The sequence below is a fragment of the Burkholderia sp. CCA53 genome (assembly GCF_001685525.1).
GTDB classification, from domain to species: Bacteria; Pseudomonadota; Gammaproteobacteria; order Burkholderiales; family Burkholderiaceae; genus Burkholderia; species Burkholderia multivorans.
In genome coordinates this window covers 1,056,796-1,079,453 of record NZ_BDDJ01000001.1, presented here as the reverse complement: position 1 = coordinate 1,079,453, position 22,658 = coordinate 1,056,796, and the positions used below count along the sequence as shown (strand labels likewise).

At 66.9% G+C, this 22,658-nt stretch carries 22 protein-coding genes; 12 read left to right on the top strand and 10 right to left on the bottom strand.

The window, feature by feature from the left end; genetic code table 11:
• The first annotated feature begins 77 nt into the window (after positions 1 to 77).
• The 7 genes from BCR55_RS04980 to BCR55_RS04955 all read left to right on the top strand — a co-directional run bounded on the left by BCR55_RS04980 (position 78) and on the right by BCR55_RS04955 (position 7,945).
• Positions 78 to 974, top strand: coding sequence for an inner membrane protein YpjD (locus BCR55_RS04980; protein ID WP_006407620.1), 897 nt, complete (start codon positions 78 to 80; stop codon positions 972 to 974).
• 13 nt (positions 975 to 987) lie between these two features.
• On the top strand, positions 988 to 1,293 hold the full coding sequence (locus BCR55_RS04975) for a PP0621 family protein (protein WP_006400408.1): 306 nt from the start codon (positions 988 to 990) through the stop codon (positions 1,291 to 1,293).
• Positions 1,290 to 1,880 carry a 1,6-anhydro-N-acetylmuramyl-L-alanine amidase AmpD gene (gene ampD, locus BCR55_RS04970; RefSeq protein WP_059936940.1) on the top strand — a complete coding sequence of 197 codons (591 nt, stop codon included), beginning with the start codon at positions 1,290 to 1,292 and terminating at the stop codon, positions 1,878 to 1,880. Before BCR55_RS04975 ends, ampD begins: the two co-directional genes overlap by 4 nt.
• A gap of 450 nt (positions 1,881 to 2,330) precedes the next feature.
• Positions 2,331 to 5,318, top strand: a complete 2,988-nt coding sequence (locus BCR55_RS04965) for a ribonucleoside-diphosphate reductase subunit alpha (protein WP_006407618.1) — start codon at positions 2,331 to 2,333, stop codon at positions 5,316 to 5,318.
• 363 nt (positions 5,319 to 5,681) lie between these two features.
• Positions 5,682 to 6,893, top strand: coding sequence for a ribonucleotide-diphosphate reductase subunit beta (locus BCR55_RS04960; protein ID WP_035489625.1), 1,212 nt, complete (start codon positions 5,682 to 5,684; stop codon positions 6,891 to 6,893).
• An 82-nt stretch (positions 6,894 to 6,975) separates the two neighbouring features.
• Positions 6,976 to 7,302 carry a hypothetical protein gene (locus tag BCR55_RS30185; RefSeq protein ID WP_080559141.1) on the top strand — a complete coding sequence of 109 codons (327 nt, stop codon included), beginning with the start codon at positions 6,976 to 6,978 and terminating at the stop codon, positions 7,300 to 7,302.
• Positions 7,303 to 7,330: 28 nt separating this feature from the next.
• Positions 7,331 to 7,945, top strand: coding sequence for a histone H1-like DNA-binding protein (locus BCR55_RS04955; protein WP_053297657.1), 615 nt, complete (start codon positions 7,331 to 7,333; stop codon positions 7,943 to 7,945).
• A gap of 214 nt (positions 7,946 to 8,159) precedes the next feature.
• Here the strand turns inward: BCR55_RS04955 and BCR55_RS04950 are convergent, their stop codons facing one another.
• The 10 genes from BCR55_RS04950 to BCR55_RS04905 form a co-directional block, all read right to left on the bottom strand.
• Positions 8,160 to 8,633: a glycine zipper 2TM domain-containing protein gene (locus tag BCR55_RS04950; protein WP_006400401.1), complete on the bottom strand. Its 474-nt coding sequence runs from the start codon at positions 8,631 to 8,633 to the stop codon at positions 8,160 to 8,162.
• Between the two features lie 19 nt (positions 8,634 to 8,652).
• The gene (locus BCR55_RS04945) at positions 8,653 to 9,591 is read right to left on the bottom strand and encodes a carbohydrate kinase family protein (protein ID WP_006407615.1); all 939 of its coding nucleotides are present in this window, start codon (positions 9,589 to 9,591) and stop codon (positions 8,653 to 8,655) included.
• Positions 9,592 to 9,658: 67 nt separating this feature from the next.
• Positions 9,659 to 10,162, bottom strand: coding sequence for a thiol peroxidase (gene tpx, locus BCR55_RS04940; RefSeq protein ID WP_006400399.1), 504 nt, complete (start codon positions 10,160 to 10,162; stop codon positions 9,659 to 9,661).
• 73 nt (positions 10,163 to 10,235) lie between these two features.
• Positions 10,236 to 11,678 carry a zinc-ribbon and DUF3426 domain-containing protein gene (locus tag BCR55_RS04935; protein ID WP_065494264.1) on the bottom strand — a complete coding sequence of 481 codons (1,443 nt, stop codon included), beginning with the start codon at positions 11,676 to 11,678 and terminating at the stop codon, positions 10,236 to 10,238.
• 45 nt (positions 11,679 to 11,723) lie between these two features.
• On the bottom strand, positions 11,724 to 12,626 hold the full coding sequence (gene prmA / locus BCR55_RS04930; RefSeq protein ID WP_006407613.1) for a 50S ribosomal protein L11 methyltransferase: 903 nt from the start codon (positions 12,624 to 12,626) through the stop codon (positions 11,724 to 11,726).
• A 2-nt stretch (positions 12,627 to 12,628) separates the two neighbouring features.
• Complete coding sequence (gene accC, locus BCR55_RS04925) at positions 12,629 to 13,996, bottom strand: acetyl-CoA carboxylase biotin carboxylase subunit (RefSeq protein ID WP_006407612.1); 1,368 nt, start codon at positions 13,994 to 13,996, stop codon at positions 12,629 to 12,631.
• A gap of 84 nt (positions 13,997 to 14,080) precedes the next feature.
• Positions 14,081 to 14,563, bottom strand: coding sequence for an acetyl-CoA carboxylase biotin carboxyl carrier protein (accB, locus tag BCR55_RS04920; RefSeq protein ID WP_006400395.1), 483 nt, complete (start codon positions 14,561 to 14,563; stop codon positions 14,081 to 14,083).
• A 65-nt stretch (positions 14,564 to 14,628) separates the two neighbouring features.
• Complete coding sequence (gene aroQ / locus BCR55_RS04915; RefSeq protein WP_006400394.1) at positions 14,629 to 15,081, bottom strand: type II 3-dehydroquinate dehydratase; 453 nt, start codon at positions 15,079 to 15,081, stop codon at positions 14,629 to 14,631.
• A 194-nt stretch (positions 15,082 to 15,275) separates the two neighbouring features.
• Positions 15,276 to 15,824 carry a TlpA disulfide reductase family protein gene (locus BCR55_RS04910; protein WP_065494263.1) on the bottom strand — a complete coding sequence of 183 codons (549 nt, stop codon included), beginning with the start codon at positions 15,822 to 15,824 and terminating at the stop codon, positions 15,276 to 15,278.
• A 7-nt stretch (positions 15,825 to 15,831) separates the two neighbouring features.
• Positions 15,832 to 16,476: a hypothetical protein gene (locus tag BCR55_RS04905; RefSeq protein WP_006407610.1), complete on the bottom strand. Its 645-nt coding sequence runs from the start codon at positions 16,474 to 16,476 to the stop codon at positions 15,832 to 15,834.
• 123 nt (positions 16,477 to 16,599) lie between these two features.
• On the opposite strand from BCR55_RS04905, the gene mpl reads away from it, so the two are divergent.
• The 5 genes from mpl to mtgA all read left to right on the top strand — a co-directional run bounded on the left by mpl (position 16,600) and on the right by mtgA (position 22,427).
• Positions 16,600 to 18,090, top strand: a complete 1,491-nt coding sequence (gene mpl / locus BCR55_RS04900; RefSeq protein WP_006412032.1) for a UDP-N-acetylmuramate:L-alanyl-gamma-D-glutamyl-meso-diaminopimelate ligase — start codon at positions 16,600 to 16,602, stop codon at positions 18,088 to 18,090.
• Entirely contained in the window at positions 18,087 to 18,656 is a 570-nt protein-coding gene (locus BCR55_RS04895; RefSeq protein ID WP_006412030.1) for a YqiA/YcfP family alpha/beta fold hydrolase, read from the top strand. Before mpl ends, BCR55_RS04895 begins: the two co-directional genes overlap by 4 nt.
• 81 nt (positions 18,657 to 18,737) lie before the next feature.
• Entirely contained in the window at positions 18,738 to 20,810 is a 2,073-nt protein-coding gene (locus tag BCR55_RS04890) for a ribonuclease catalytic domain-containing protein (RefSeq protein WP_006400388.1), read from the top strand.
• Entirely contained in the window at positions 20,807 to 21,673 is an 867-nt protein-coding gene (gene aroE, locus BCR55_RS04885; protein ID WP_065494262.1) for a shikimate dehydrogenase, read from the top strand. The genes BCR55_RS04890 and aroE overlap by 4 nt, the downstream gene beginning before the upstream one ends.
• Before the next feature lie 16 nt (positions 21,674 to 21,689).
• Positions 21,690 to 22,427, top strand: coding sequence for a monofunctional biosynthetic peptidoglycan transglycosylase (gene mtgA / locus BCR55_RS04880; protein ID WP_065494261.1), 738 nt, complete (start codon positions 21,690 to 21,692; stop codon positions 22,425 to 22,427).
• Positions 22,428 to 22,658 lie beyond the last annotated feature (231 nt).

The following is a 22,658-nucleotide window of genomic DNA, read 5'->3' as shown; positions in this document are numbered from 1 at the left end:
ACAGTGGGGCCCGAAGGCGCGGCGGTCATCGAACAACGGAGCCGTCGCGGGAAGGGGGCCTAGTGTAAACTTCGAACATGGATATTGTACTGTATGCCCTCACCGCATTCCTGTACGGCGGCCTTGCCGTCGCAGGCTGGCGCACGCATCGGCAGGGCGCGGCGTCGCCGCTCGTCGCGAGCGTGCCGGCCGTGCCCGTTCCGGCGTCGGCCGCGTCCGGGATGAGCGGCATCGGGCGCGCGCTGCTGTTCGCCGCGCTCGTCGCGCACGGCGTGCTGCTCCACATGACGATCTTCCCGCACGACGCGATGATCTTCGGTTTCGCGTTCGCGCTGTCCGCGATGTTCTGGCTCGGCGCCGGCATCTACTGGATCGAGAGCTTCTTCTTCCCGCTCGACAGCCTGCGTCTGCTCGTGCTGCCGCTCGCCTGCGGCGCATCGCTGCTGCCGCTCGTGTTCGGCGGCGTGCGGGTGCTGCCTTATGCCGCAGCACCGCTGTTCAAGCTGCACTTCCTGATCGCGAACATCGCGTACGGACTGTTCGCGATCGCGGCGCTGCACGCGGTGCTGATGCTGATGGTCGAGCGGCGCCTGCAGTCGCTGCGAAGCGGCGGGCGCGACGGCTCGACCGGCTGGATCGCGAGCTGGCTCGAAACGCTGCCGCCGCTGCTCACGCTCGAGAAGCTGCTGTTCCGCCTGATCGGCGCCGGCTTCGTGCTGCTCACGCTGACGCTCGCGTCGGGCATCCTGTTCAGCGAGCAGGTCGATGCGCGCGCACTGCGCCTCGATCACAAGACGGTGTTCGCGATTCTGTCGTGGCTGATGTTCGGCGGCCTGCTGATCGCGCGCAAGACGTCCGGCTGGCGCGGGCGCGGCGCGGCGCGCTGGGTGCTCGTGTCGTTCGCCGCGCTGCTGCTCGCGTATGTCGGCAGCCGGTTCGTTTTCGAGGTGCTGCTGCACCGCTCCGTCGTTTGACCGCAGGTTTCCGATGCGACAGATTCTTCTCCTGATTCTTCTCTTCTTCGCCGGTTCGTGGCTTGCGCGCAAGCTGCGTCACGCGCAGGAGCAGGCGCGCGCAGGCCGCGGCGCCGATGCGTCCGGCGCGCCGGGCTACGGCGCCGGTGCCGCGCGTCCGAACGGCGATGCGCGCTCGCTGCCGGAGCCGATGGTGCGCTGTGCCGAGTGCGGCGTGCATGCGCCGAAGGGCGATGCGATCGCGGCGGCGAGCGGCGAATACTTCTGCAGCACCGAGCACGCGCAACGTCACGCCGCACGCGCGGGCGGCGCGCGATGACCGACGCGCGGCGGCTGTCGGTCGACGCGGCCGGCTGGGTGCGCGAAGCGCGCCACGCGCGCTCGCCGAACTTCGAGGCGCGGCCCGCGGGCGCGGTGCCGTCGCTCGTGATCGTGCACAACATCAGCCTGCCGCCCGGCGAGTTCGGCGGCGACGCGATCGAGGCGCTGTTCCTGAACCGCCTCGACTGCGACGCGCACCCGTACTACCAGCGTCACCTGCGCGACGTGCGCGTCTCCGCGCATTTCCTGATCCGCCGCGACGGCGAGCTCGTGCAGTTCGTGTCGTGCGACGAGCGCGCGTGGCACGCCGGTGCGTCCGAGTTTTTCGGCCGGCCGCGCTGCAACGACTTCTCGATCGGCATCGAGCTCGAAGGCGCGGACGACGTACCGTTCGACGATGCGCAATACGCGACGCTCGTCGTGCTCGCGCGCACGCTCGCCGCGCGTTATCCGGTCGACGCGTTCGCCGGGCATTCCGACGTCGCGCCCGGCCGCAAGACCGACCCGGGTCCGCATTTCGATTGGCAACGCTTCGCGCGCGATGCCGGGTTCGGCGCCGAATACTTTCCTTTCCGGCAGCAGTGAGCGCAGGGTTTTTTTGACCGGGAAACCCCTTTTCTCGGATCAATGCCTTGTCGCGTCTGCCCGTGCGCGATGTCAAGACCTCCGGCGCAAATTCTCCGTTTGGACCTCGCCGGAATGTCCACTATACTTGGTGCCTGTTGAGCAGTTCTGCACTAGATATAGTGTGTGTCGCAGGGGAAACCCGAGCGGCACCGGCCGGCAGGCAACGCCGGCGAACGGGGTTCTCAGGGCGGCGCGTCAGGCCGGGCAGTCCAGGCGCCGCAATCAGCGCAGCGAACATCGCGGGTAGGGTAGACATGACGAAGCACACGACCGAACCGGTTGTCGCGCATCGACGGAACCGGCTTCCCCGACGCATCGCTCGCCTCTTACCGCTTGCGCACCGCATCGCGCAGCGTTCGTTTTAATCCGCGGTTCTCTCCGCACCATCCAACACCAGGAGCTTTGCACATGCAAACCACCGACAACGCGACGTCCCAGTACGAGAGCGCATCGAGCCGTCCTCTCGGCGGGGCCGAACAAGGCGCGCCGGCGCTCGCGCCGCAGGCAACGTTCGCCGACTACAAGGTGATCCGCCGCAACGGCAGCGTGGTGGCGTTCGAGCCGTCGAAGATCGCGATCGCGGTGACCAAGGCTTTCCTGGCCGTCAACGGCGGGCAGGGCGCCGCGTCCGCGCGCGTGCGCGAGCTCGTCGACCAGCTCACGCGCAACGTCGTGCGCGCGCTCGTGCGCAGCCGCCCGAACGGCGGAACGTTCCATATCGAAGACATCCAGGATCAGGTCGAGCTCGCGCTGATGCGCGGCGGCGAGCACAACGTCGCGCGCGCGTACGTGCTGTATCGCGAGAAGCGTCACCTCGAGCGCCAGCATGCGGGCGAGGAAACGGCGGCGGTGCGCGAGACGACGGGCGGCATCAACGTCGTCGACAACGGTGTCACGCGTCCGCTCGACATGAACGCGCTGCGCGCGCTGATCGTGTCGGCATGCGACGGCCTCGGCGCTGCGGTTAACCCTGATCCGATCGTCGCGGAGACGGTGAAGAACCTGTACGACGGCGTGCCGATGAGCCAGGTCTACGACTCGGCGATCCTCGCTGCGCGCACGATGATCGAGAAGGATCCGGCATACAGCCAGGTCACGGCCCGCATCCTGCTGCACACGATCCGCCGCGAGATCCTCGGCGAGGAAGTCGTGCAGGCCGACATGTCGACGCGCTACGCCGAGTATTTCCCGCAGTTCCTGAAGCGCGGCGTCGAAGCCGGCCTGCTCGACGACAAGCTGCTGCAGTTCGACCTGAAGCGCCTCGGCGAAGCGCTCGACGCGAGCCGCGACCTGCAGTTCGGCTACCTCGGCCTGCAGACGCTGTACGACCGCTACTTCCTGCACGTCGACGGCACGCGCATCGAAATGCCGCAGGCGTTCTTCATGCGCGTCGCGATGGGCCTGTCGCTGAACGAGATCGACCGCGAAGCGCGTGCGATCGAGTTCTACAACGTGCTGTCGAGCTTCGACTTCATGAGCTCGACGCCGACGCTGTTCAACTCGGGCACGCACCGCTCGCAGCTGTCGTCGTGCTATCTGACGACGGTCGCGGACGACCTCGACGGCATCTATGAAGCGCTGAAGGAAAACGCGCTGCTGTCGAAGTTCGCCGGCGGCCTCGGCAACGACTGGACGCGCGTGCGCGCACTCGGCTCGCATATCAAGGGCACGAACGGCAAGTCGCAGGGCGTCGTGCCGTTCCTGAAGGTCGTCAACGACACGGCCGTCGCGGTGAACCAGGGCGGCAAGCGCAAGGGCGCGGTCTGCGCGTACCTCGAATCGTGGCACCTCGACATCGAGGAATTCCTCGAGCTGCGCAAGAACACGGGCGACGACCGTCGCCGTACGCACGACATGAACACGGCGAACTGGATTCCGGACCTGTTCATGAAGCGCGTGATGGAAGGCGGCGAGTGGACGCTGTTCTCGCCGTCGACCTGCCCGGATCTCCACGACAAGTTCGGCGCGGACTTCGAGGCGGCTTACACGGCTTACGAAGAGAAAGTCGCGCGCGGCGAGATCAAGCTGTTCAAGAAGATTCCGGCGCAGCAGCTGTGGCGCAAGATGCTCGGCATGCTGTTCGAGACGGGCCATCCGTGGATCACGTTCAAGGATCCGTGCAACGTGCGCTCGCCGCAGCAGCACGTCGGCGTCGTCCACTCGTCGAACCTGTGCACCGAAATCACGCTGAACACGAGCGACACCGAAATCGCGGTCTGCAACCTCGGCTCGGTGAACCTCGTCGCGCACCTCGTCAAGCAGCCGGACGGCACCTACGCGCTCGACCACGACAAGCTGAAGCGCACGATCAGCGTCGCGATGCGCATGCTCGACAACGTGATCGACATCAACTACTACGCGGTGCCGAAGGCGCGTAACTCGAACCTGAAGCACCGTCCGGTCGGCCTCGGCATCATGGGCTTCCAGGACTGCCTGCACCTGCTGCGCACGCCGTACGCGTCGGAAGCGGCGGTCGAGTTCGCCGATCGCTCGATGGAAGCGGTCTGCTACTACGCCTACTACGCGTCGACCGAGCTGGCCGAGGAGCGCGGCCGCTACTCGAGCTACCGCGGCTCGCTGTGGGATCGCGGCATCCTGCCGCAGGACACGCTGAAGCTGCTGGCCGAAGCGCGCGGCGGCTACGTCGAGGTCGACTCGTCGGAATCGCTCGACTGGGCCACGCTGCGTGCACGGATCGCGACGCACGGGATGCGCAACTCGAACTGCGTCGCGATCGCGCCGACGGCGACGATCTCGAACATCATCGGCGTGTCGGCGTGCATCGAGCCGACCTTCCAGAACCTGTACGTGAAGTCGAACCTGTCGGGCGAGTTCACGGTCGTCAACGAGTACCTCGTGCGCGACCTGAAGGAGCGCGGCCTGTGGGACGAAGTGATGGTCGCCGACCTGAAGTACTTCGACGGCATGCTGTCGCGCATCGACCGCATCCCGGCCGACCTGCGCGCGATCTACGCGACCGCGTTCGAGGTCGATCCGAAGTGGCTGGTGGAGGCCGCGTCGCGTCGCCAGAAGTGGATCGACCAGGCGCAGTCGCTGAACATCTACATGGCCGGCGCATCGGGCAAGAAGCTCGACGAGGTCTACAAACTCGCGTGGCTGCGCGGCCTGAAGACGACCTACTACCTGCGCACGATGGCGGCGACGCACGTCGAGAAGTCGACGGTCGCACACGGCGCGCTGAACGCGGTGCCGACGAGCGGCGGCGGCGCGGCAGGCGGCGCGCAGGGCGCAGCGGGCGGCTTCGGTGCGGCGGGCGGCGATGTGTCGTCGGGCGCGCTCGATGCAGCGGCGCTCGCGCCGGTCGAGGCGGAAGGTCCGGTGTGCACGATGCGTCCTGGCGACCCTGGCTTCGACGAATGCGAAGCGTGCCAGTAACGCTGCACGCCTGAGTCGAAGAGACTGCGGGCGGCGCGCACGACGAGCGATCCAGGTTGAAGTGCGCGCCGCTCTCTACTAAAAAAATGATAAGGAATCTGTAACGCGACATCTGCGTTGCAGGCAACGACGAACGATCGAGACATCCCCGACGACGTCACGTTTCGATCAGCGTTCGATGCGTCGAGTGCACCTCGCAAACGATGTGCGACACAGGTCGCGCACTGCATGATCGACGATGCGTTGCTCAAAGTGTTGTATCGAGGTCGCAACGCGAATCGAAAAAAGGATTTTTCGTGAGCGAACCCTTTTATCGCTCAGGAAAAGATGGTACAAACCGTTCTAAATTGATGGTGAGAATTTATGCTCAACTGGGATGACGAGATGACCGCCGTAACTCCCGCGAGCGGAGCGCAGCAAAACGCGATGCGCACCTCCGCGGGGACGGCTGTCGGAATGCAGGCTGCGTCGCCTGCCGCCCATCAGGTCCGTGACATTTTCGAAGGCGATCTTGCGGTGCCGCCGCAAGCATCGGCTGTTCCCGCCGGCGGTTCCGAAGCGCGGGTCAATGTCGCCGACAAGCGCATCATCAACGGCCAGACTGACGTCAATCAGCTGGTGCCGTTCAAGTACAAGTGGGCGTGGGAGAAGTATCTGGCCGGTTGCGCGAACCACTGGATGCCGCAGGAAATCAACATGTCCCGCGACATCGCGCTGTGGAAGGATCCGAACGGACTGACCGAAGACGAGCGCCGCATCGTCAAGCGCAACCTCGGCTTCTTCGTCACGGCCGACTCGCTCGCCGCGAACAACATCGTGCTCGGCACGTACCGCCACATCACCGCACCGGAGTGCCGCCAGTTCCTGCTGCGCCAGGCATTCGAAGAGGCGATCCACACGCACGCGTATCAATACATCGTCGAGTCGCTCGGGCTCGACGAAGGCGAGATCTTCAACGCGTACCACGAAGTCCCGTCGATCCGCGCGAAAGACGAATTCCTGATCCCGTTCATCCATACGCTGACGGACCCGGCCTTCAAGACCGGCACGCTCGAAGCGGATCAGAAGCTGCTGAAGTCGCTGATCGTGTTCGCCTGCATCATGGAAGGCCTGTTCTTCTATGTCGGGTTCACGCAGATCCTCGCGCTCGGCCGCCAGAACAAGATGACGGGTGCTGCGGAGCAATATCAGTACATCCTGCGCGACGAGTCGATGCACTGCAATTTCGGCATCGATCTGATCAACCAGATCAAGCTCGAAAACCCGCACCTGTGGACGGCCGAGTTCCGTGCGGAGATCCGCGAGCTGTTCAAGCAGGCTGTCGAACTCGAATACCGTTACGCCGAGGACACGATGCCGCGCGGCGTGCTGGGCCTGAACGCGTCGATGTTCAAGAGCTATCTGCGCTTCATCTGCAACCGTCGTTGCCAGCAGATCGGCCTCGATCCGCTGTTCCCGAACGAGGAAAACCCGTTCCCGTGGATGAGCGAGATGATCGACCTGAAGAAGGAACGCAACTTCTTCGAGACGCGTGTGATCGAGTATCAAACGGGAGGCGCGCTGTCCTGGGAGTAACCCGCAGCAGCGAACCCGTCACATGATGGAGCAGCCGGCGGCCTCTCGGCGCCGGCCCAAGGTTTAGGAGCAAGAACGCCTGATGCAAAGCATGCCCGGTGCCTTAAAGGCCCAACGACACGACAGGCACTTTGCGAACCCTTCAGTGGGATGGGCAAACTTCCCTCCGGAAAAAGCGGACGGCCGTGTGGTCGTTCGCTTGATCAAGCGATTAGGGGCAGCGGCGCGACGTGTGCCGGCTGCCGACTTGATTTGGCGCGCGAAGCCGGGTGGCTTCGCGCGCCATACCGTATTCATTAGCGTAAGCGTGCGGTATCCGCGTACGCCGATGAATAGCCCGCTTCGAAGCGCACGTGCTGAACAGCGTCCGCGGGAAGCGGGTTTTGACGAAGGGTGTAGTTTGAACTGACTCTCATCTGAACCTGAAGGAGAACAACATGGCTACTGCCAAGAAGAAACCGGCTGCCAAGAAGGCTGCTGCGAAGAAGACCGTTGCGAAGAAGGCTGCAGCACCGGCGAAGAAGGCCGCTGCAGTGAAGAAGGTTGCTGCGAAGAAGGTCGCGGTGAAGAAGGTTGCCGCGAAGAAGGCAGCGCCGGCGAAGAAGGCCGCTGCCAAGAAGGTTGCAGCGAAGAAGGCAGCACCGGCGAAGAAGACCGCTGCGAAGAAGGTCGCAACGAAGAAGGTTGCAGCCAAGAAGGTCGCGACGAAGAAGGTCGCCGCGAAGAAGGCGGCACCGGCGAAGAAGGCCGCAGCGAAGAAGGTTGCAGCCAAGAAGGTCGCGACGAAGAAGGTAGCGGCGAAGAAGGCCGCACCGGCGAAGAAGGCTGCTGCCAAGAAGGCGGCACCGGCGAAGAAGGCTGCAGCGAAGAAGGCTGCGCCCGCGAAGAAGGCCGCGCCGGCGAAGAAGGCTGCTGCGCCGAAGAAGGCTGTGGTGAAGAAGGCCGCACCGGCAACGACGGCATCGACGGCATCGGTCGCACCGGCATCGGGCGTGAAGACGGCGCTCAACCCGGCAGCGGCATGGCCGTTCCCGACCGGCAGCCGTCCGTAATCGCGGTTGACGAGCACCACCCGGACACCTCCGTCGTGTCCGTGGGTTGAGTAGCGCTACTCAATCGGTCCCGCCATCTGGTTCAGGTGGCGGGATTTTTTTCGTCCGCGTTTTCATCCGTGTGCGGCGCCCGTCGCGTACGGACGAAAAAAAACGCATGTGCAGCCTCGCACATGCGTTCGACCGCGGCTCGCGCCGCGCGCTGAGGTACTCGTTAGTGCGTGACGCGCGTGACGCCGCCGCTCGACAACAGACGCACGCGTTCGCCGGCACGGAACACTTCGCCGGTCGCGGCCTGCGTGATCGAGCGCAGATCGCCGTTGTCGAGGCGCACCGTGATTTCGACGCCGTTCGCGGTGCTCATGTTTTCGCCGATCGCATTGCCCGCGACCGCGCCCGCGAGGCCGCCTGCGATGGCCGTCAGGATCGACCCCCGGCCGCCGCCGATCGCGCTGCCGGCCACGGCGCCGAGCGCGCCGCCGCCCAGCGTGCCGATCGCGCTGCCGCCGCCGTCGGACTGGATGCGCACCGCGCGAACGCTTTCGACGGTGCCCATGCGGACCGTCTGTTCGCGCTGCGCCTGGCCGACGCTATAGACGTCCGCCGAGCCGGGCGGCGTGAAGCAGCCGGCGAGCGTCACCGTGGCGGTGACCATGGCCGCGAGCGTGAGGGTTTTTTTCGTCAGCATCTTTGCTCTCCAACAATATTCATTTGAGACTGTAACCGAACGCAGCCTCGAAGCGCGCGTCGATTTCGGCGCGCGTCAGTACGTAAGTCTGGGGCCCCTGGTAAGCGATCTTCAGCGAGCCCATCAGGCTTGCGAGGCGGCCCGTGGTTGCCCAGTCGAGGCCGTTTTCGATCCCGTAGAGAAGCCCGCCCCGGAAGGCATCGCCGCAGCCGGTCGGGTCGACGACGCGCTCGGCGCGCACGACGGGAATCTGTTCTTCGCCGTTTTTGTGAAGAATGGTAGAGCCGTGCTCGCCGCGCGTGATGATCAACGCCTGAACCCGGCTGGCGATTTCCTGTTCGGACCAGCCCGTCTTGTCGCTGACGAGCTTGCCTTCGTAGTCGTTGACTGCGACGAACGTCGCGAGTTCAATGATGCGGCGCAGCGTCGCGCCGTCGAACAGCGGCAGGCCCTGGCCCGGATCGAAGATGAACGGGATCCCGGCCTTCGCGAACTGCTCGGCGTGCTGGACCATCCCGTCGAAGCCGTCCGGTGCGACGATGCCGAGCTTCACGCCCGGCACTTCGTCCGCGCGGTTCAGGTGCGACAGCATCATCGCGCCCGGGTGGAAAGCCGTGATCTGGTTGTTGTCGAGATCGGTCGTGATCATCGCCTGCGCGGTATGCGCATCGGGCACCACGCGCACGTTCGCCTTCGACAGGCCGAGGCTGTCGAGCCGCTCGAGATAGCGATCGGCATCGTTCGCGCCGACCGTCGCCATGATGCGCGCGTCGCCGCCGAGCATGTGCAGCGCGTAGGCGATATTGCCCGCGCAGCCGCCGAATTCGCGTCGCATCGTCGGCACGAGGAAGCTCACGTTCAGCAGGTGAACCTGGTCGGGCAGGATGTGCTCGCGAAACCGGCCCTCGAAAGTCATGATGTTGTCGTAGGCGAGCGAGCCGCAAATCAGCGTAGTCAAGGCGTGCGTTCCTGTAGAGAGCAAAGGGAGGCGGCCGCCCGGCCGGCGCGGGCCGGGCGGCGGCGGATTACTTCAGTGCGGCGAGCGCTGCGTCGTAGTTCGGCTCGTCCTTGATCTCGCTGACGAGTTGCGCGTGGATCACCTTGTCCTGCGCGTCGAGCACGACAACCGCGCGCGCCGTCAGGCCGTTCAGCGGGCCGCTCGTCACGTCGACGCCGTATGCGTTCGCGAATGCGCGGCCGGTGCGGAACGTCGACGCCGTCACGACGTTCTCGAGGCCTTCGGTCGTGCAGAAGCGCGATGCCGCGAACGGCAGGTCGGCCGACACGACGATCACGACCGTGTTGTCCAGCGACGACGCAGCTTCGTTGAACTTGCGGGTCGACGTCGCGCAGGTCGGCGTGTCGAGGCTCGGCACGATGTTCAGCACCTTGCGCTTGCCGGCGAAGCTGGCGAGCGTCAGATCGGCGAGGTCCTTGCCGACCAGCTTGAAGTCGGGGGCCTGCGAACCGACGGTCGGGAACGTGCCGGCGAGATCGATCGGGTTGCCACCCAGCGTAACTTTGCTCATGTTCGTGCTCCGAAATAGCGCGCCGCTCGGGCGCGCGGGTTGAGACGGGCGCGCGTGCGCGCGCCGCGGTGCGTCACGGATAGAAGATCTGGACGCGGAAATTCGATGCGGGTGCGCCGTTCGTGTCGAGGCGGACGATCATCGTCTGCGTCGTGCCGGGCGGCAGCCCGGCGTCGATCGGCGTACCGGGGCGCACGTACTCGCGCGGCGCGAGCACGCGGCGCACGGTGACGCGATTGCTGTCGTCGAGCAGCGTCAGCTCGAGCGACGGATAGGCGAGCGCGACACGGTAGCGGTTCGTCAGCGGCGCCTTCAGTTCGAGCACGCGCGGGCCGTCGAGCTGGCGCAGATCGGTTGCATCGAGCCGCAGCCCGTCGATCGCGCGCGGCGGCGCGACCGTGCAGCCGAGCGGCGCGCACAGTTGGCGGAACCAGCCTTGCGCCGCCGGCCAATGAATCATCAGCGGTTCGCGCTGCCACCACGCGAGCTGCGCGACGAGCAGCACCGCGAGCGCGGCTGCGACGAGCCCGCCCACGAAGCCGCCGAGCACCCCGCGACGCTGCGGCTCGCGCGCTTCGCGTGTGACCGCGAACGGCGGATGATCGTCGTCGGACGGCACCGCGGCGAACGGTTCGTCGGCCGGTGCGCGCGTATCGGCGGTAGCGAAGGCCGCTGTCGCCGGTGCCGTTGCGGCTGCGAAACGCGGCTCGCGCGGTGCGTCGATATCGTCCGGCATTGCGAAGTGCGGCGGGCGGGCCGGTTCGTCGGCGTCGTTGCCGGCGTCGGTCGGCACGGGCGCGATGAAGCGCGGTTCGCGTGCGTCGGTGTCGGCAGAGGGCGGGAAGGGCGGCACCGCCGCGGGTGCGTCGGCGGATGCAGTGAGCGGCGGCAGCGTTGCGTCGGTTTCGGTCGATGCAGCGGATGCCGCAATTGGCGGCAACGCAGCGTCCGTTTCGTGCGGCGAAGTAGAGGAAGCCGAGAGCGGGTCGTGCGCATCGCCGGCACGCGACGCAGCGTCGGCTTCACGCGCGTGCGGCGTCCGCTCGGGCGTGCCTGTCAGACGAACGACGCCCGCTTCGATCGACGGCAGCGCGACCGGCACCAGCGGTTCGATCCGGACCGTTTTCCCGTTGTGCTGCAACGCCGGATCGATGCTGCCGTCGAGCCACGGCGCCCACATGTCCCAGCCTTCGGGCTTGTAGTCGGCGCTTGGCGGCACGTCGCGCGGCGCATCGGCGAACAGCCGCGGCGGTGCGTCTGCATGCGCGGCATTGCCGGCATCGTCGATATCGCGAAGGTTCGTCGGCCGCTCAGCGTCGCTCGGCTTCAGTTCGGGCGACGTCGGCTTGGAGGCGGGCGATGCGGGCGGCTGCGCGTGCTCGGGCACGAGCGATTGCGCGGCATTGAAGACTTGCCGGCAGTGTCCGCAACGCACGAGCCCTTGATGCAGCGACAGCTGTTCCGGCTGCAGCCGGAAGACGGTTTCGCAATGAGGGCAGCGCGTCGCAAGAAACATGTCGAGCCGGGCGGCCTGCTGGCCAGAGTGAAGGACAGCGCTATTCTAATGGCTTTCCCGCCGCGTTCCGGCGAGGCAGACCCAACCTTCGTGTTCGCGCCAGACCGAGATGTCGACGTAACGCGCATACACGGCCGCGACTTCGTCGGCCTGACGCGCGAGCACGCCCGACAGCGCGATGCGCCCGCCCGGTTTCACTTTCGAAGCGAGCATCGACGCCATCAGCTTCAGCGGATTCGACAGGATGTTCGCGACGACGATGTCGAACTCGCCGGCCGGGCACGCGTCCGGCAGCCCGTACGTGACTTCCGCGCGGTTGCGTTCGCTGTTCTGACGCGCCGATTCGACGGCTTGCGGATCGATGTCGATGCCGACGACGGGGTTCGCCCCGCATTTCTTCGCGAGGATCGCGAGGATGCCCGAGCCGCAGCCATAATCGAGCACCGACTGGCCCGGCTGCACCGACTGCTCGAGCCATTCCATGCACAGGCGCGTGGTCGGGTGACTGCCCGTGCCGAACGCGAGGCCCGGATCGAGCTCGAGCACGAGCGCGTCGGGATCGGGGGCGTCGTGCCACGACGGCACGACCCAGATCCGTTCGCCGATCGGGATCGGCTCGAACTGCGACTGCGTGAGCCGCACCCAGTCCTGTTCCTCGACTTCGCGCACGTCGAACGTCGGCGTGGCATCGAGGCCGATCTCGTTCGCGGCGGCCGCGAGCAGCACGGCCGGCTCGTGGTCGGGCGACAGCAGCGCGATCACGCGCGAGTGCTGCCACGCGGTGCGCTCCGGCACGAGGCCCGGCTCGCCGAAGAGCGGCTGTTCGTCGGGCGTGTCGGCATCGGCATCTTCGACCGATACCGACAGCGCGCCGAGTTCGAGCAGCGCGTCGGACAGCGCCTCCGCGTGCTCGCGGGCCAGTTCGACGACGAGTTCGCGATAGCTCATGCTTACGCTTCTTCCGGTGCGACGGCCTGCTTCTGCGCGAGCCGGTTTTCGAGGTAGTGGATGCTCGTGCCGCCTTCGACGAACTTGGAGTCGATCATCAGTTCGCGGTGCAGCGGGATGTTCGTCTGGATGCCTTCGACGACCATCTCCGACAGCGCGATGCGCATGCGGCGGATCGCCTGCTCGCGCGTCGCGCCGTAGGTGATCAGCTTGCCGATCATCGAATCGTAGTTCGGCGGCACGAAATAGCCATTGTAGGCGTGCGAATCGACGCGCACACCGGGGCCGCCCGGCGTATGCCACGACGTGATCCGGCCCGGCGACGGCGTGAACTTGAACGGATCTTCGGCGTTGATCCGGCATTCGATCGCGTGGCCGCGGAACTGGATGTCGCGCTGGCGCAGCGTCAGCTTCTCGCCGGCCGCGATGCGGATCTGCTCCTGCACGATGTCGACGCCGGTGATCATTTCCGAGACCGGGTGCTCGACCTGCACGCGCGTGTTCATTTCGATGAAGTAGAACTCGCCGTTTTCGTACAGGAATTCGAACGTGCCGGCGCCGAGGTAGCCCATCTTCTTGCACGCGTCCGCGCAGCGATCGCCGATGCGGTCGATCAGACGGCGCGGAATGCCGGGCGCCGGCGCTTCCTCGATCACCTTCTGGTGGCGGCGCTGCATCGAGCAGTCGCGCTCGCCGAGCCAGATCGCGTTCTTGTGCGCGTCCGACAGCACCTGGATCTCGATGTGGCGCGGGTTCTCGAGGAACTTCTCCATGTAGACCTGCGGGTTGCCGAACGCACGGCCGGCTTCCTCGCGGGTCATGTTCACCGCATTGACGAGCGCAGCTTCGGTATGCACGACACGCATCCCGCGACCGCCGCCGCCGCCTGCGGCCTTGATGATCACCGGATAGCCGATCGCGCGCGCAATCTTCACGATCTCCTTCGGATCGTCCGGCAACGCGCCTTCCGAGCCCGGCACGCACGGCACGCCGGTCTTGATCATGGTCTGTTTCGCGGTGACCTTGTCGCCCATCAGGCGGATCGTTTCCGGACGCGGGCCGATGAACGTGAAGCCCGACTGTTCGACGCGTTCCGCGAAGTCGGCGTTCTCGGACAGGAAGCCGTAGCCGGGGTGGATCGCTTCGGCGTCGGTGACTTCCGCGGCGCTGATCAGCGCCGGCATGTTCAGGTAGCTCAGGTTCGACGGGGCCGGGCCGATACAGACGGCCTCGTCCGCGAGGCGCACGTACTTGGCTTCCTTGTCGGCTTCCGAGTAGACGACCACCGTCTTGACGCCCAGCTCGCGGCACGCGCGCTGAATGCGCAGCGCGATTTCACCGCGGTTGGCAATGAGGATTTTTTCAAACATAGCGAGTATTCGTCTCTTCGAGGGGCGCGCGAACGGCGCCTGGAGAGCATCGGCGGCGCGCGGCCGGATGGCCGCGCGGCGGGCTTAGCCGATCACGAAAAGCGGCTGGCCGTATTCGACGGCCTGGCCGTTCTCGACGAGGATTTCCTTGATCACGCCGGCCTTGTCCGACTCGATCTCGTTGAGCAGCTTCATCGCTTCGATGATGCAGAGCGTCTGGCCTTCCTTGACCGAGTCGCCGACCTGCACGAACGGGTCCGCGCCCGGCGACGGCGCACGATAGAACGTGCCGACCATCGGCGAGGTCACGACGTGACCCTGCGGAGCGGCCGGTGCCGGTGCAGCCGCCGCGGCGGCTGCAGGCGCTGCGGCCGACGCTTCGGCCGACGTCGGCGCGGCCGATGCGGCGACGCTGACCTGCGGGGCAAACCCGCCCGTCGGCTGCACGTAAACCGGCGGCGCGTTCTTGACGATACGCACCTTGCCTTCGCCTTCCGTCACTTCGAGCTCGGAGATGCCCGATTCGGAGACGAGGTCGATCAGAGTTTTCAGCTTACGAAGATCCATCGGGAATTCCCCTTTCAATACGTGAAAGCGCCGGTTGAGCCCGGCGCTGAATCCAGATCGCGGAATCAGCCGCGCGACGCGCCTTGCAGCTTGTCCAGCGCGTACTCGAGCGCGTACAGATAGCCTTTCCAGCCCAGCCCGCAGATCACGCCTTCGGCCTGGTCGGAAAAGTAGGAGTGGTGCCTGAACGCTTCGCGGCGATGCACGTTCGACAGATGTACCTCGACGAACGGAATGCCGACGCCGGCGAGCGCATCCCGGATCGCGACGCTCGTGTGCGTATACGCCGCCGGGTTGATCAGGATGAAATCGGTCTGTTCCTCCCGCGCGGCCTGGATGCGGTCGACGAGCGCGCCTTCGTGGTTGCTCTGGAACGACGACAGTTCGGCCCCCGCTTCCTGCGCACGCGCGGCCAGCGCCTGATCGATCTGCGCCAGCGTGACGCGGCCGTACACCTCCGGTTCCCGGGTGCCGAGAAGGTTCAGGTTAGGGCCGTGCAGCACCAGCAATCGTGTCATGGTCGCTTCTAATTCTGCGGAATTGCGCGCACTTTAGCGCTATTTAGAGAAATTTGTCTAGTTTTGCCGAACGGCCGCGCGCGCCGGCCCTGTAATAATTACCGGCATCAATGCAAAGTGTCGGCGAATTCGCGCGAAACTGCCGCGATCGATGCGCGAACCGCAGTCAACTTGCACATCGCGATTCGGACGCGTCACAACGCGTCGAGCGTCTTTTTCAGCTCCGCAGGTTGGATTTGTCCCAATTTTGTCTCGCGGATCTTGCCCGTGGCGTCGATGACGACCGTAAAAGGTAGAGCGCCGGCCGTGTTCCCGAAATTACGGGCCAGATCTGCGCCCGCATAGCCGCTGACGAACACCGGGTAGTCGACCTTCACCTTCTGCAGGAAGTTCTTCACGTTCTGCTCGGAATCGACGCCGATCCCGACGAAACGGATGCCCTTCTGCCCGTATTGATGCGACAGCGCGACGAGTTCGGGCATCTCCTCGACGCACGGGCCGCACCACGAGGCCCAGAAATTCACGACGACCTTCTGGCCCTTGAAGGCCGCGAGCGTCGCGGGCTTGCCGTCGACGCCCGTGAGCGATGCGGCCCACAGCTGCTCGACCGGATTGCCCTGCCCGGCCGCGGCGACGGCGACGCCGTCGTCGGTGCTGCCGTGGAACCAGCGGCCGGCGGCGATCCCGCCGGCGACGGCGGCGGCCGCGACCACTGCGAGCGCCAGCATGCGTTTCATCATCATCGTTCAATCATTCCGGTTCGGAAGGCGCGGTTCCCGCGCCGACGAGCGCGCGCAGCGCGGCGGCGTCCGCGCGCGCGACACGGCCGCGCGCGTCGGCCTTGACCGCGCCGCGCAGGTCGTCGCTCGCGTAGAGCGCGACGTGGATGCCGATCGCGTCCATGTCGCGCCGCGGGCGCCACAGGAAGCTCAGCGTCTCGACGTCGCCGCGGCCCGCGAAATGCCGCGTCTCGGAGACGTCGTACTGCACGTTCTGATTCAGCAGGTAGATCGCGACGTCCTTCGGGTTGTCGGTGAAGGTCTGCAAATGAATGTCCGAATGTGCGTTCGCGGTGCCGTTCAGCACCGCGCCCGTCACGTACGGATTGAATTCGGCGAGCCGGCGCATCCAGTCGAGCGCGATTTCGCGCAGGCGCCGCAGCTCGTCCGGCTGCGTATCGCTCTGGAACAGCGCCAGGTATTCGCGCAGTTCTTCCTCGATCAGGTCGTTATCGGGCAGCCATTCGCCAGCCACGCGCGTGTCGCCGAGCAGCTGGCGCGCGGCCTTGCGTTTGGCGCCGGCATAGTCGAGACCGTCCTCCGCGATCAGGCGCGCGGCGGACTGGGCGATTTCCTCGCGGACGCGCCGCGGATCGACAAGGGGTTTGCGAGACATGATCCGGCAATCATACTCGATCGCCGCGGCGCCCGACCGCGCTGCGGCCGCACGCCGCCCGGCGCGTGCCGCGGTGTGCGCCGGCGCCCGGTGCGCACGGGGCGTCAGTTACAATGACGCTCTTTGCGTCGCCTCGGCACGCGCGCGGCCGGCCACGCGGCCCGTGCGGCGCGACGCAGACCATCCTTTCCGAATCGACGGCGCCAGGCGGCGCGAAAGCATTCATCTATGCACATCCACATTCTCGGCATCTGCGGCACCTTCATGGGCGGTCTCGCCGTACTCGCGCGCGCGGCGGGGCATACGGTGACGGGTTGCGACGCGGGCGTCTATCCGCCGATGAGCACGCAGCTCGAGGCGCAGGGCATCACGCTGATCGAGGGCTACGGCGCCGACCAGATCGACCTGAAGCCGGATCTCTTCGTGATCGGCAACGTCGTCACGCGCGGCAATCCGCTGATGGAGGCGATCCTCGACCGCGGGCTGCCGTACGTGTCAGGCCCGCAATGGCTCGGCGAGCACGTGCTCGCCGGCAAGTGGGTGCTCGCGGTCGCGGGCACGCACGGCAAGACCACGACGTCGTCGATGCTCGCGTGGCTGCTCGAGGACGCCGGGCTCGCCCCCGGTTTCCTGATCGGCGGCGTGCCGTTGAACTTCGGCGTGTCGGCGCGGCTTACCGATTCGAGCTTCTTCGTGATCGAGGCCGACGAATACGACACCGCATTCTTCGACAAGCGCTCGAAGTTCGTCCACTACCGGCCGCGCACCGCGGTGCTGAACAATCTCGAATTCGATCACGCCGACATCTTCCCCGATCTCGCCGCGATCGAGACGCAATTCCATCATCTCGTGCGCACCGTGCCGGGCGTCGGCCGGATCGTCACGAACGGCCGCTCGGATGCGCTCGAGCGCGTGCTCGCGCGCGGCTGCTGGAGCGAAGTCGAGCGCTTCGGCGTCGATGGCGGCTGGCAGGCGCTGCCGGCCGAGGACGGCGTGCCGGTCGACGAGCGCTTCGCGGTCTATTCGCATGCCGAGCGTGTCGGCGAAGTCGCATGGCAGGTGCAGGGCGAGCACAACCGCATGAACGCGCTCGCGGCGATCGCCGCCGCGCGCCACGTCGGGGTGCCGCCGGCCCAGGCCGCCGCGTCGCTCGCGTCGTTTCGCAACGTGAAGCGCCGCATGGAGGTGCGCGGCAGCGTCGACGGCGTGACCGTCTACGACGACTTCGCGCACCATCCGACCGCGATCGAAACCACGATCGCCGGGCTTCGCGCACGCATCGGCCGTCAAAACAGCCGCATTCTCGCGGTGCTCGAGCCACGCTCGAACACGATGAAGCTCGGCGTGATGAAGGCGCAGCTGCCGGCGAGCCTCGCCGATGCCGATCTCGTGTTCGGCTACGGCGCGCCGAGCGGCCGCGACGCGCTCGGCTGGAATCTCGGCGACGCGCTTTCGCCGCTCGGCGACAAGGCGCGCGCGTTCGACGATCTCCATCTGCTCGTGAAGGCCGTCGCGGAAGCGGCGCGTCCCGGCGACCACGTGCTCGTGATGAGCAACGGCGGCTTCGGCGGCGTGCATCAGAAGCTGCTCGACGCGCTCGGGAGCCGTGCGTGATCCTCTATCTGCACGGCTTCCGGTCGTCGCCCGCGTCGCAGAAGTCGCGGCTGCTCGCCGCGCGAATGGCCGAGCTCGGGCGCCTGGACGAATGGCGGTGCCCGTCGCTGTCGGTGTCGCCGCTCGAGGCGGTCGCGCTCGCCGAAGCCGAAGCGGCCGGCGCGCGCGACGTGACCGTGATCGGCAGCTCGCTCGGCGGCTATTACGCGACGTGGCTCGCCGAAAAGCACGGCTGGAAAGCCGTGCTGCTGAACCCGGCGATCGTGCCGCAGCGCGATCTCGAACAGTATCTCGGCGAACAGCCGCTGTATCACGGCGGTGGCACGATCGTCGTCGAACGCCGCCATCTGCAGGAGCTCGACGCGTTGCGCGTGCCGGCGATCACGCGTCCCGAGCGCTACTATCTGTTCGCGGCGACGGGCGACGAAGTGCTCGACTACCGCGAGATGCTCGCCCACTACCGCGGCGCGAAAACGCGCGTGATCGAGGGCAGCGATCACGGCATCAGCGAATTTGCCGACTATGTCGACGACGTTCTCGCGTTTTGCGACGAAAAAGCGACATGAACCGGCCGTGAGCCGGTCGAATTCCCCAACATCATGCGGCGCCGTCTGCGCGGCGTCCGGCAGTCTGAACGAGAGTACTGAGTGAACGTTTTCTTCGAGGAATCGGGCAGTTTCAAGGCGGGCAGCGTGCTGTCGCGCCAGGGCGACGCGTTTCAGGTCGAGTTGCCCGGCGGGCGGCGCGCGAAAGTGCGCGCGAAGGACGTGCTGATCGAATTCGAGAAGCCGGCCGCGAGCGAGCTGATGCAGGAGGCCGATGCGGCCGCGCAGCAGATCGACCTGGATTTCCTGTGGGAATGCGCGCCGGCCGAGGAATTCGCGTATACGGCGCTCGCCGAAGAGTACTTCGGTGCGACGTACGGCCCGGTCGAACGCGCGGCGCTGGTGCTGCGGCTGCACGGCGCGCCCGTCTACTTCCGCCGCAAGGGGCGCGGCCAGTATCAGCGCGCGCCCGAAGAGCAGCTGAAGATGGCGCTCGCGTCGCTCGAGCGCAAGCGCCAGCAGGCCCTCGTTCAGGCCCAGTACGAAGAGGAGCTCAAGGCCGGCAAGCTGCCGGACGCATTCGCCGGCAAGGTGCTCGGCCTGCTGACGCGCCCCGACAAGAACTCGATCGAATACAAGGCGCTCGAGGCGGCGGCCGGCGCGCGCGGCGTGTCGCCCGCGCGGCTGATGCTCGATTGCGGCGGGATCGCGTCGGCGCGGGCGCTGCACGAAGCGCGCTTTCTCGCGGAATTCTTCCCGCACGGCACCGGCTTTCCGCCCGTCACCGTCGGCAGCCTGCCCGACGACCTGCCGCGCGCGGACGTGCAGGCGTTCTCGATCGACGACATCACGACGACCGAAATCGACGACGCGTTCTCGGTCGAGCATCTGTCCGACGGCCGCGTGCGGGTCGGCGTGCACATCGCGGCGCCGGCGCTCGGCATCGTGCGCGGCGACGCGGTCGACGCGATCGCGCGGGCGCGCCTGTCGACCGTCTATATGCCGGGCGACAAGATCACGATGCTGCCGGACGACGTCGTCGACGTCTTCACGCTGAAAGAGGGCGACTATCGCCCGGCGCTGTCGCTCTACATCATCGTCAATCGCGAGACGCAGGACATCGTCGCGAGCGAGACGCGCGCCGAGCTCGTGTTCGTGAAGAGCAATCTGCGCCACAACACGCTCGACGAACTCGTGACCGAAGAGTCGCTCGCGGCCGGCACCGGCGACTATCCGCACAAGGACGACATCGCGGTGCTGTGGCCGCTCGCGCAGGCGCTGTTCGAGAAACGCCAGGTCGCGCGCGCGGGTTACGGGCTGAAGCGCGAAGTACAGCGCAATACCGACTACAACTTCTACGTCGAAGGCGAGCACGTGACGATCACGCCGCGCCGCCGCGGCTCGCCGCTCGACCTGATCGTGTCGGAGCTCGCGATCCTCGCGAATTCGACCTGGGGCGCGTTCCTGCACGACCACACGGTGCCGGGCATCTACCGGACGCAGCGCGGCTTCGGCGCGCCGGGTCCGAAGCGCACGCGGATGCAGACGACGGCCGCGCCGCACGAAGGGCTCGGCGTCGCGCAGTATGCATGGAGCACGTCGCCGCTGCGCCGCTACGTCGACCTCGTCAACCAGTGGCAGCTGCTCGCCTGCGTGCAGCACGGCGTGACCGCGAAGCTGGCCGCGCCGTTCAAGCCGAAGGACGCCGATCTGTACGCGGTCGTACAGGGATTCGACGATACCTACACGGCCTACGCGGATCATCAACGGCGGATGGAGTATTTCTGGTGCCTGCGCTGGCTCGCGCAGGAGCAGAAGAAGCAGGTCGTCGCGACCGTCGTGAAGGGCGACCTCGTGCGCCTCGAGGAAATCCCGCTGCTGCTGCACGTGCCGGCACTCGGCGTCCATGCGCGCGGCACGCGCGTGCTGCTCGAGGTAATGGCGCTCGACGAGCTGACGATCGAGGCGTCGGTGCGGCTGCTGCACGTGCTCGACGCGCCGGTCGTCACGAGCGGCGACGCGGCCGACGAAGACGACGAAGCCGGCGACGACACGCTGCTCGACGCGCAGGAAGCGTCCGCGCAGACCGAGGCCGAAGCGCTGGCCGAATCGGACGACGCAGCGCCGGGCGCCGATGCCGACGCTGGCGCGTCGCAGCAGGAGCGCGCATCGTGAGCGCGACCGCCCCGACGCGCGGTGCCGACCGCTACGTGGTATTCGGCAATCCGGTGGCGCACAGCAAGTCGCCGTTCATCCACGCGCAGTTCGCCGCGCAGACGGGCGAGGCGATCGACTATACGCACCGGCTCGCGCCGGTCGACGGCTTCGAGGCGGCCGTGCGCGCCTTCATCGCCGAAGGCGGGTGCGGCGCGAACGTGACGGTGCCGTTCAAGCTCGACGCGCATGCGCTCGCCGACACGCTGTCGCCGCGTGCGGCGGCGGCCGGCGCGGTCAATACGCTGCGCTTCGACGCAGACGGCCGCATCTACGGCGACAACACGGACGGCGTCGGCCTCGTGCGCGACATCGAGTCGAACCTCGGCGTGTCGCTCGCGGGCGCGCGCATCCTGCTGCTCGGCGCGGGCGGCGCGGCGCGCGGCGTGGTGCTGCCGATGCTCGACCGTGCGCCGCTGTCGATCACGATCGTGAACCGCACGGCGAGCAAGGCCGAAGCGCTGGTCAGCCAGTTCATGCAGGCCGCGCACGACGCGGGCTGCACGCTCGCGGGCGGCGGGCCCGGCGAAGTACGCGCGCAGCCGTACGACGTGATCGTCAACGCGACGGCCGGCAGCCTCGACGCGGCGCTGCCCGAGTGCGACGCGGCCGCGTTCGGTGCGGGCACGCTCGTGTACGACATGATGTACGGCGCGCAGCCGACCGTGTTCATGCAGCACGCGGCGTCGCTCGGTGCGCGCACGGCGGATGGGCTCGGCATGCTCGTCGAGCAGGCCGCCGAATCGTTCTTCGTGTGGCGCGGCGTGCGCCCGGACGGCGCGCCGGTGCTGGCCGCGCTGCGCCGCGCGCTCGCGGCGAACTGAACGGCGCGAGCGGCACGTGGTAGCGGTGACCGGTACGCAACGCACGCGCGTGGCCAGCCCGACGCGCTGGATCGTTTACGCGGGCGCGGTGTTCGCGGCCGCATGGCTCGCGACGCAACTGTTCTACTTCGTGCAGATCGCACTGTGGTCGTTCGTGAATCCCGGTTCGACCGCGTTCATGCGTACCGACGCGTGGTGGCTGTCGCACGACACGCCGCCCGCGCAGATCCAGCATCAGTGGGTGCCGTACGACAAGATCTCGCGCAACCTGAAGCGCGCGATCATCGCGTCCGAGGACGCTACCTTCGCGACCAACAACGGCTACGACGTCGACGCGATTCTGCAGGCGTGGGAGAAGAACAAGGCGCGCGGCCGGATCGTCGCCGGCGGCTCGACGATCACGCAGCAGCTCGCGCGCAACCTGTTCCTGTCGCGCGAGAAGAGCTACATCCGTAAGGGGCAGGAGCTGATCATCACGTGGATGCTCGAAACGCTGCTCGACAAGGAGCGGATCTTCGAGATCTATCTGAACTCGGTCGAATGGGGGCGCGGCGTGTACGGCGCGGAGGCCGCCGCGCGCTATTACTACCGGATCCCGGCGAGCCGTCTCGGTGCGTGGCAGTCCGCGCGCCTCGCGGTCATGCTGCCGAAGCCGCGCTGGTTCGACGCGCACCGCGGCTCCGCGTATCAGGCGCAGCGCGCGGCGATCATCGCGCGCCGGATGGGCGCGGCCGAACTGCCGCAATCGGAGTAGCAGACGTTTGCCGTGACGGCGGCGTCGCCGCATGCCGCTCGTATTGCTTGCCGTCCCTTCATGCCTCGTTTGTGCGCCGCAGCGACCGCGCACGCGGTTCGTTCCACGCCGCTTTCTCTAGATTAAACCGTCTATTTCGCGTTGCTGAGCAATGCAGGTCTTCATGCGCGTACATCGTCGCGTACCGGACGCGATGCACGCGATTTCGCCGCTCCGGCGACGCGCGCACGC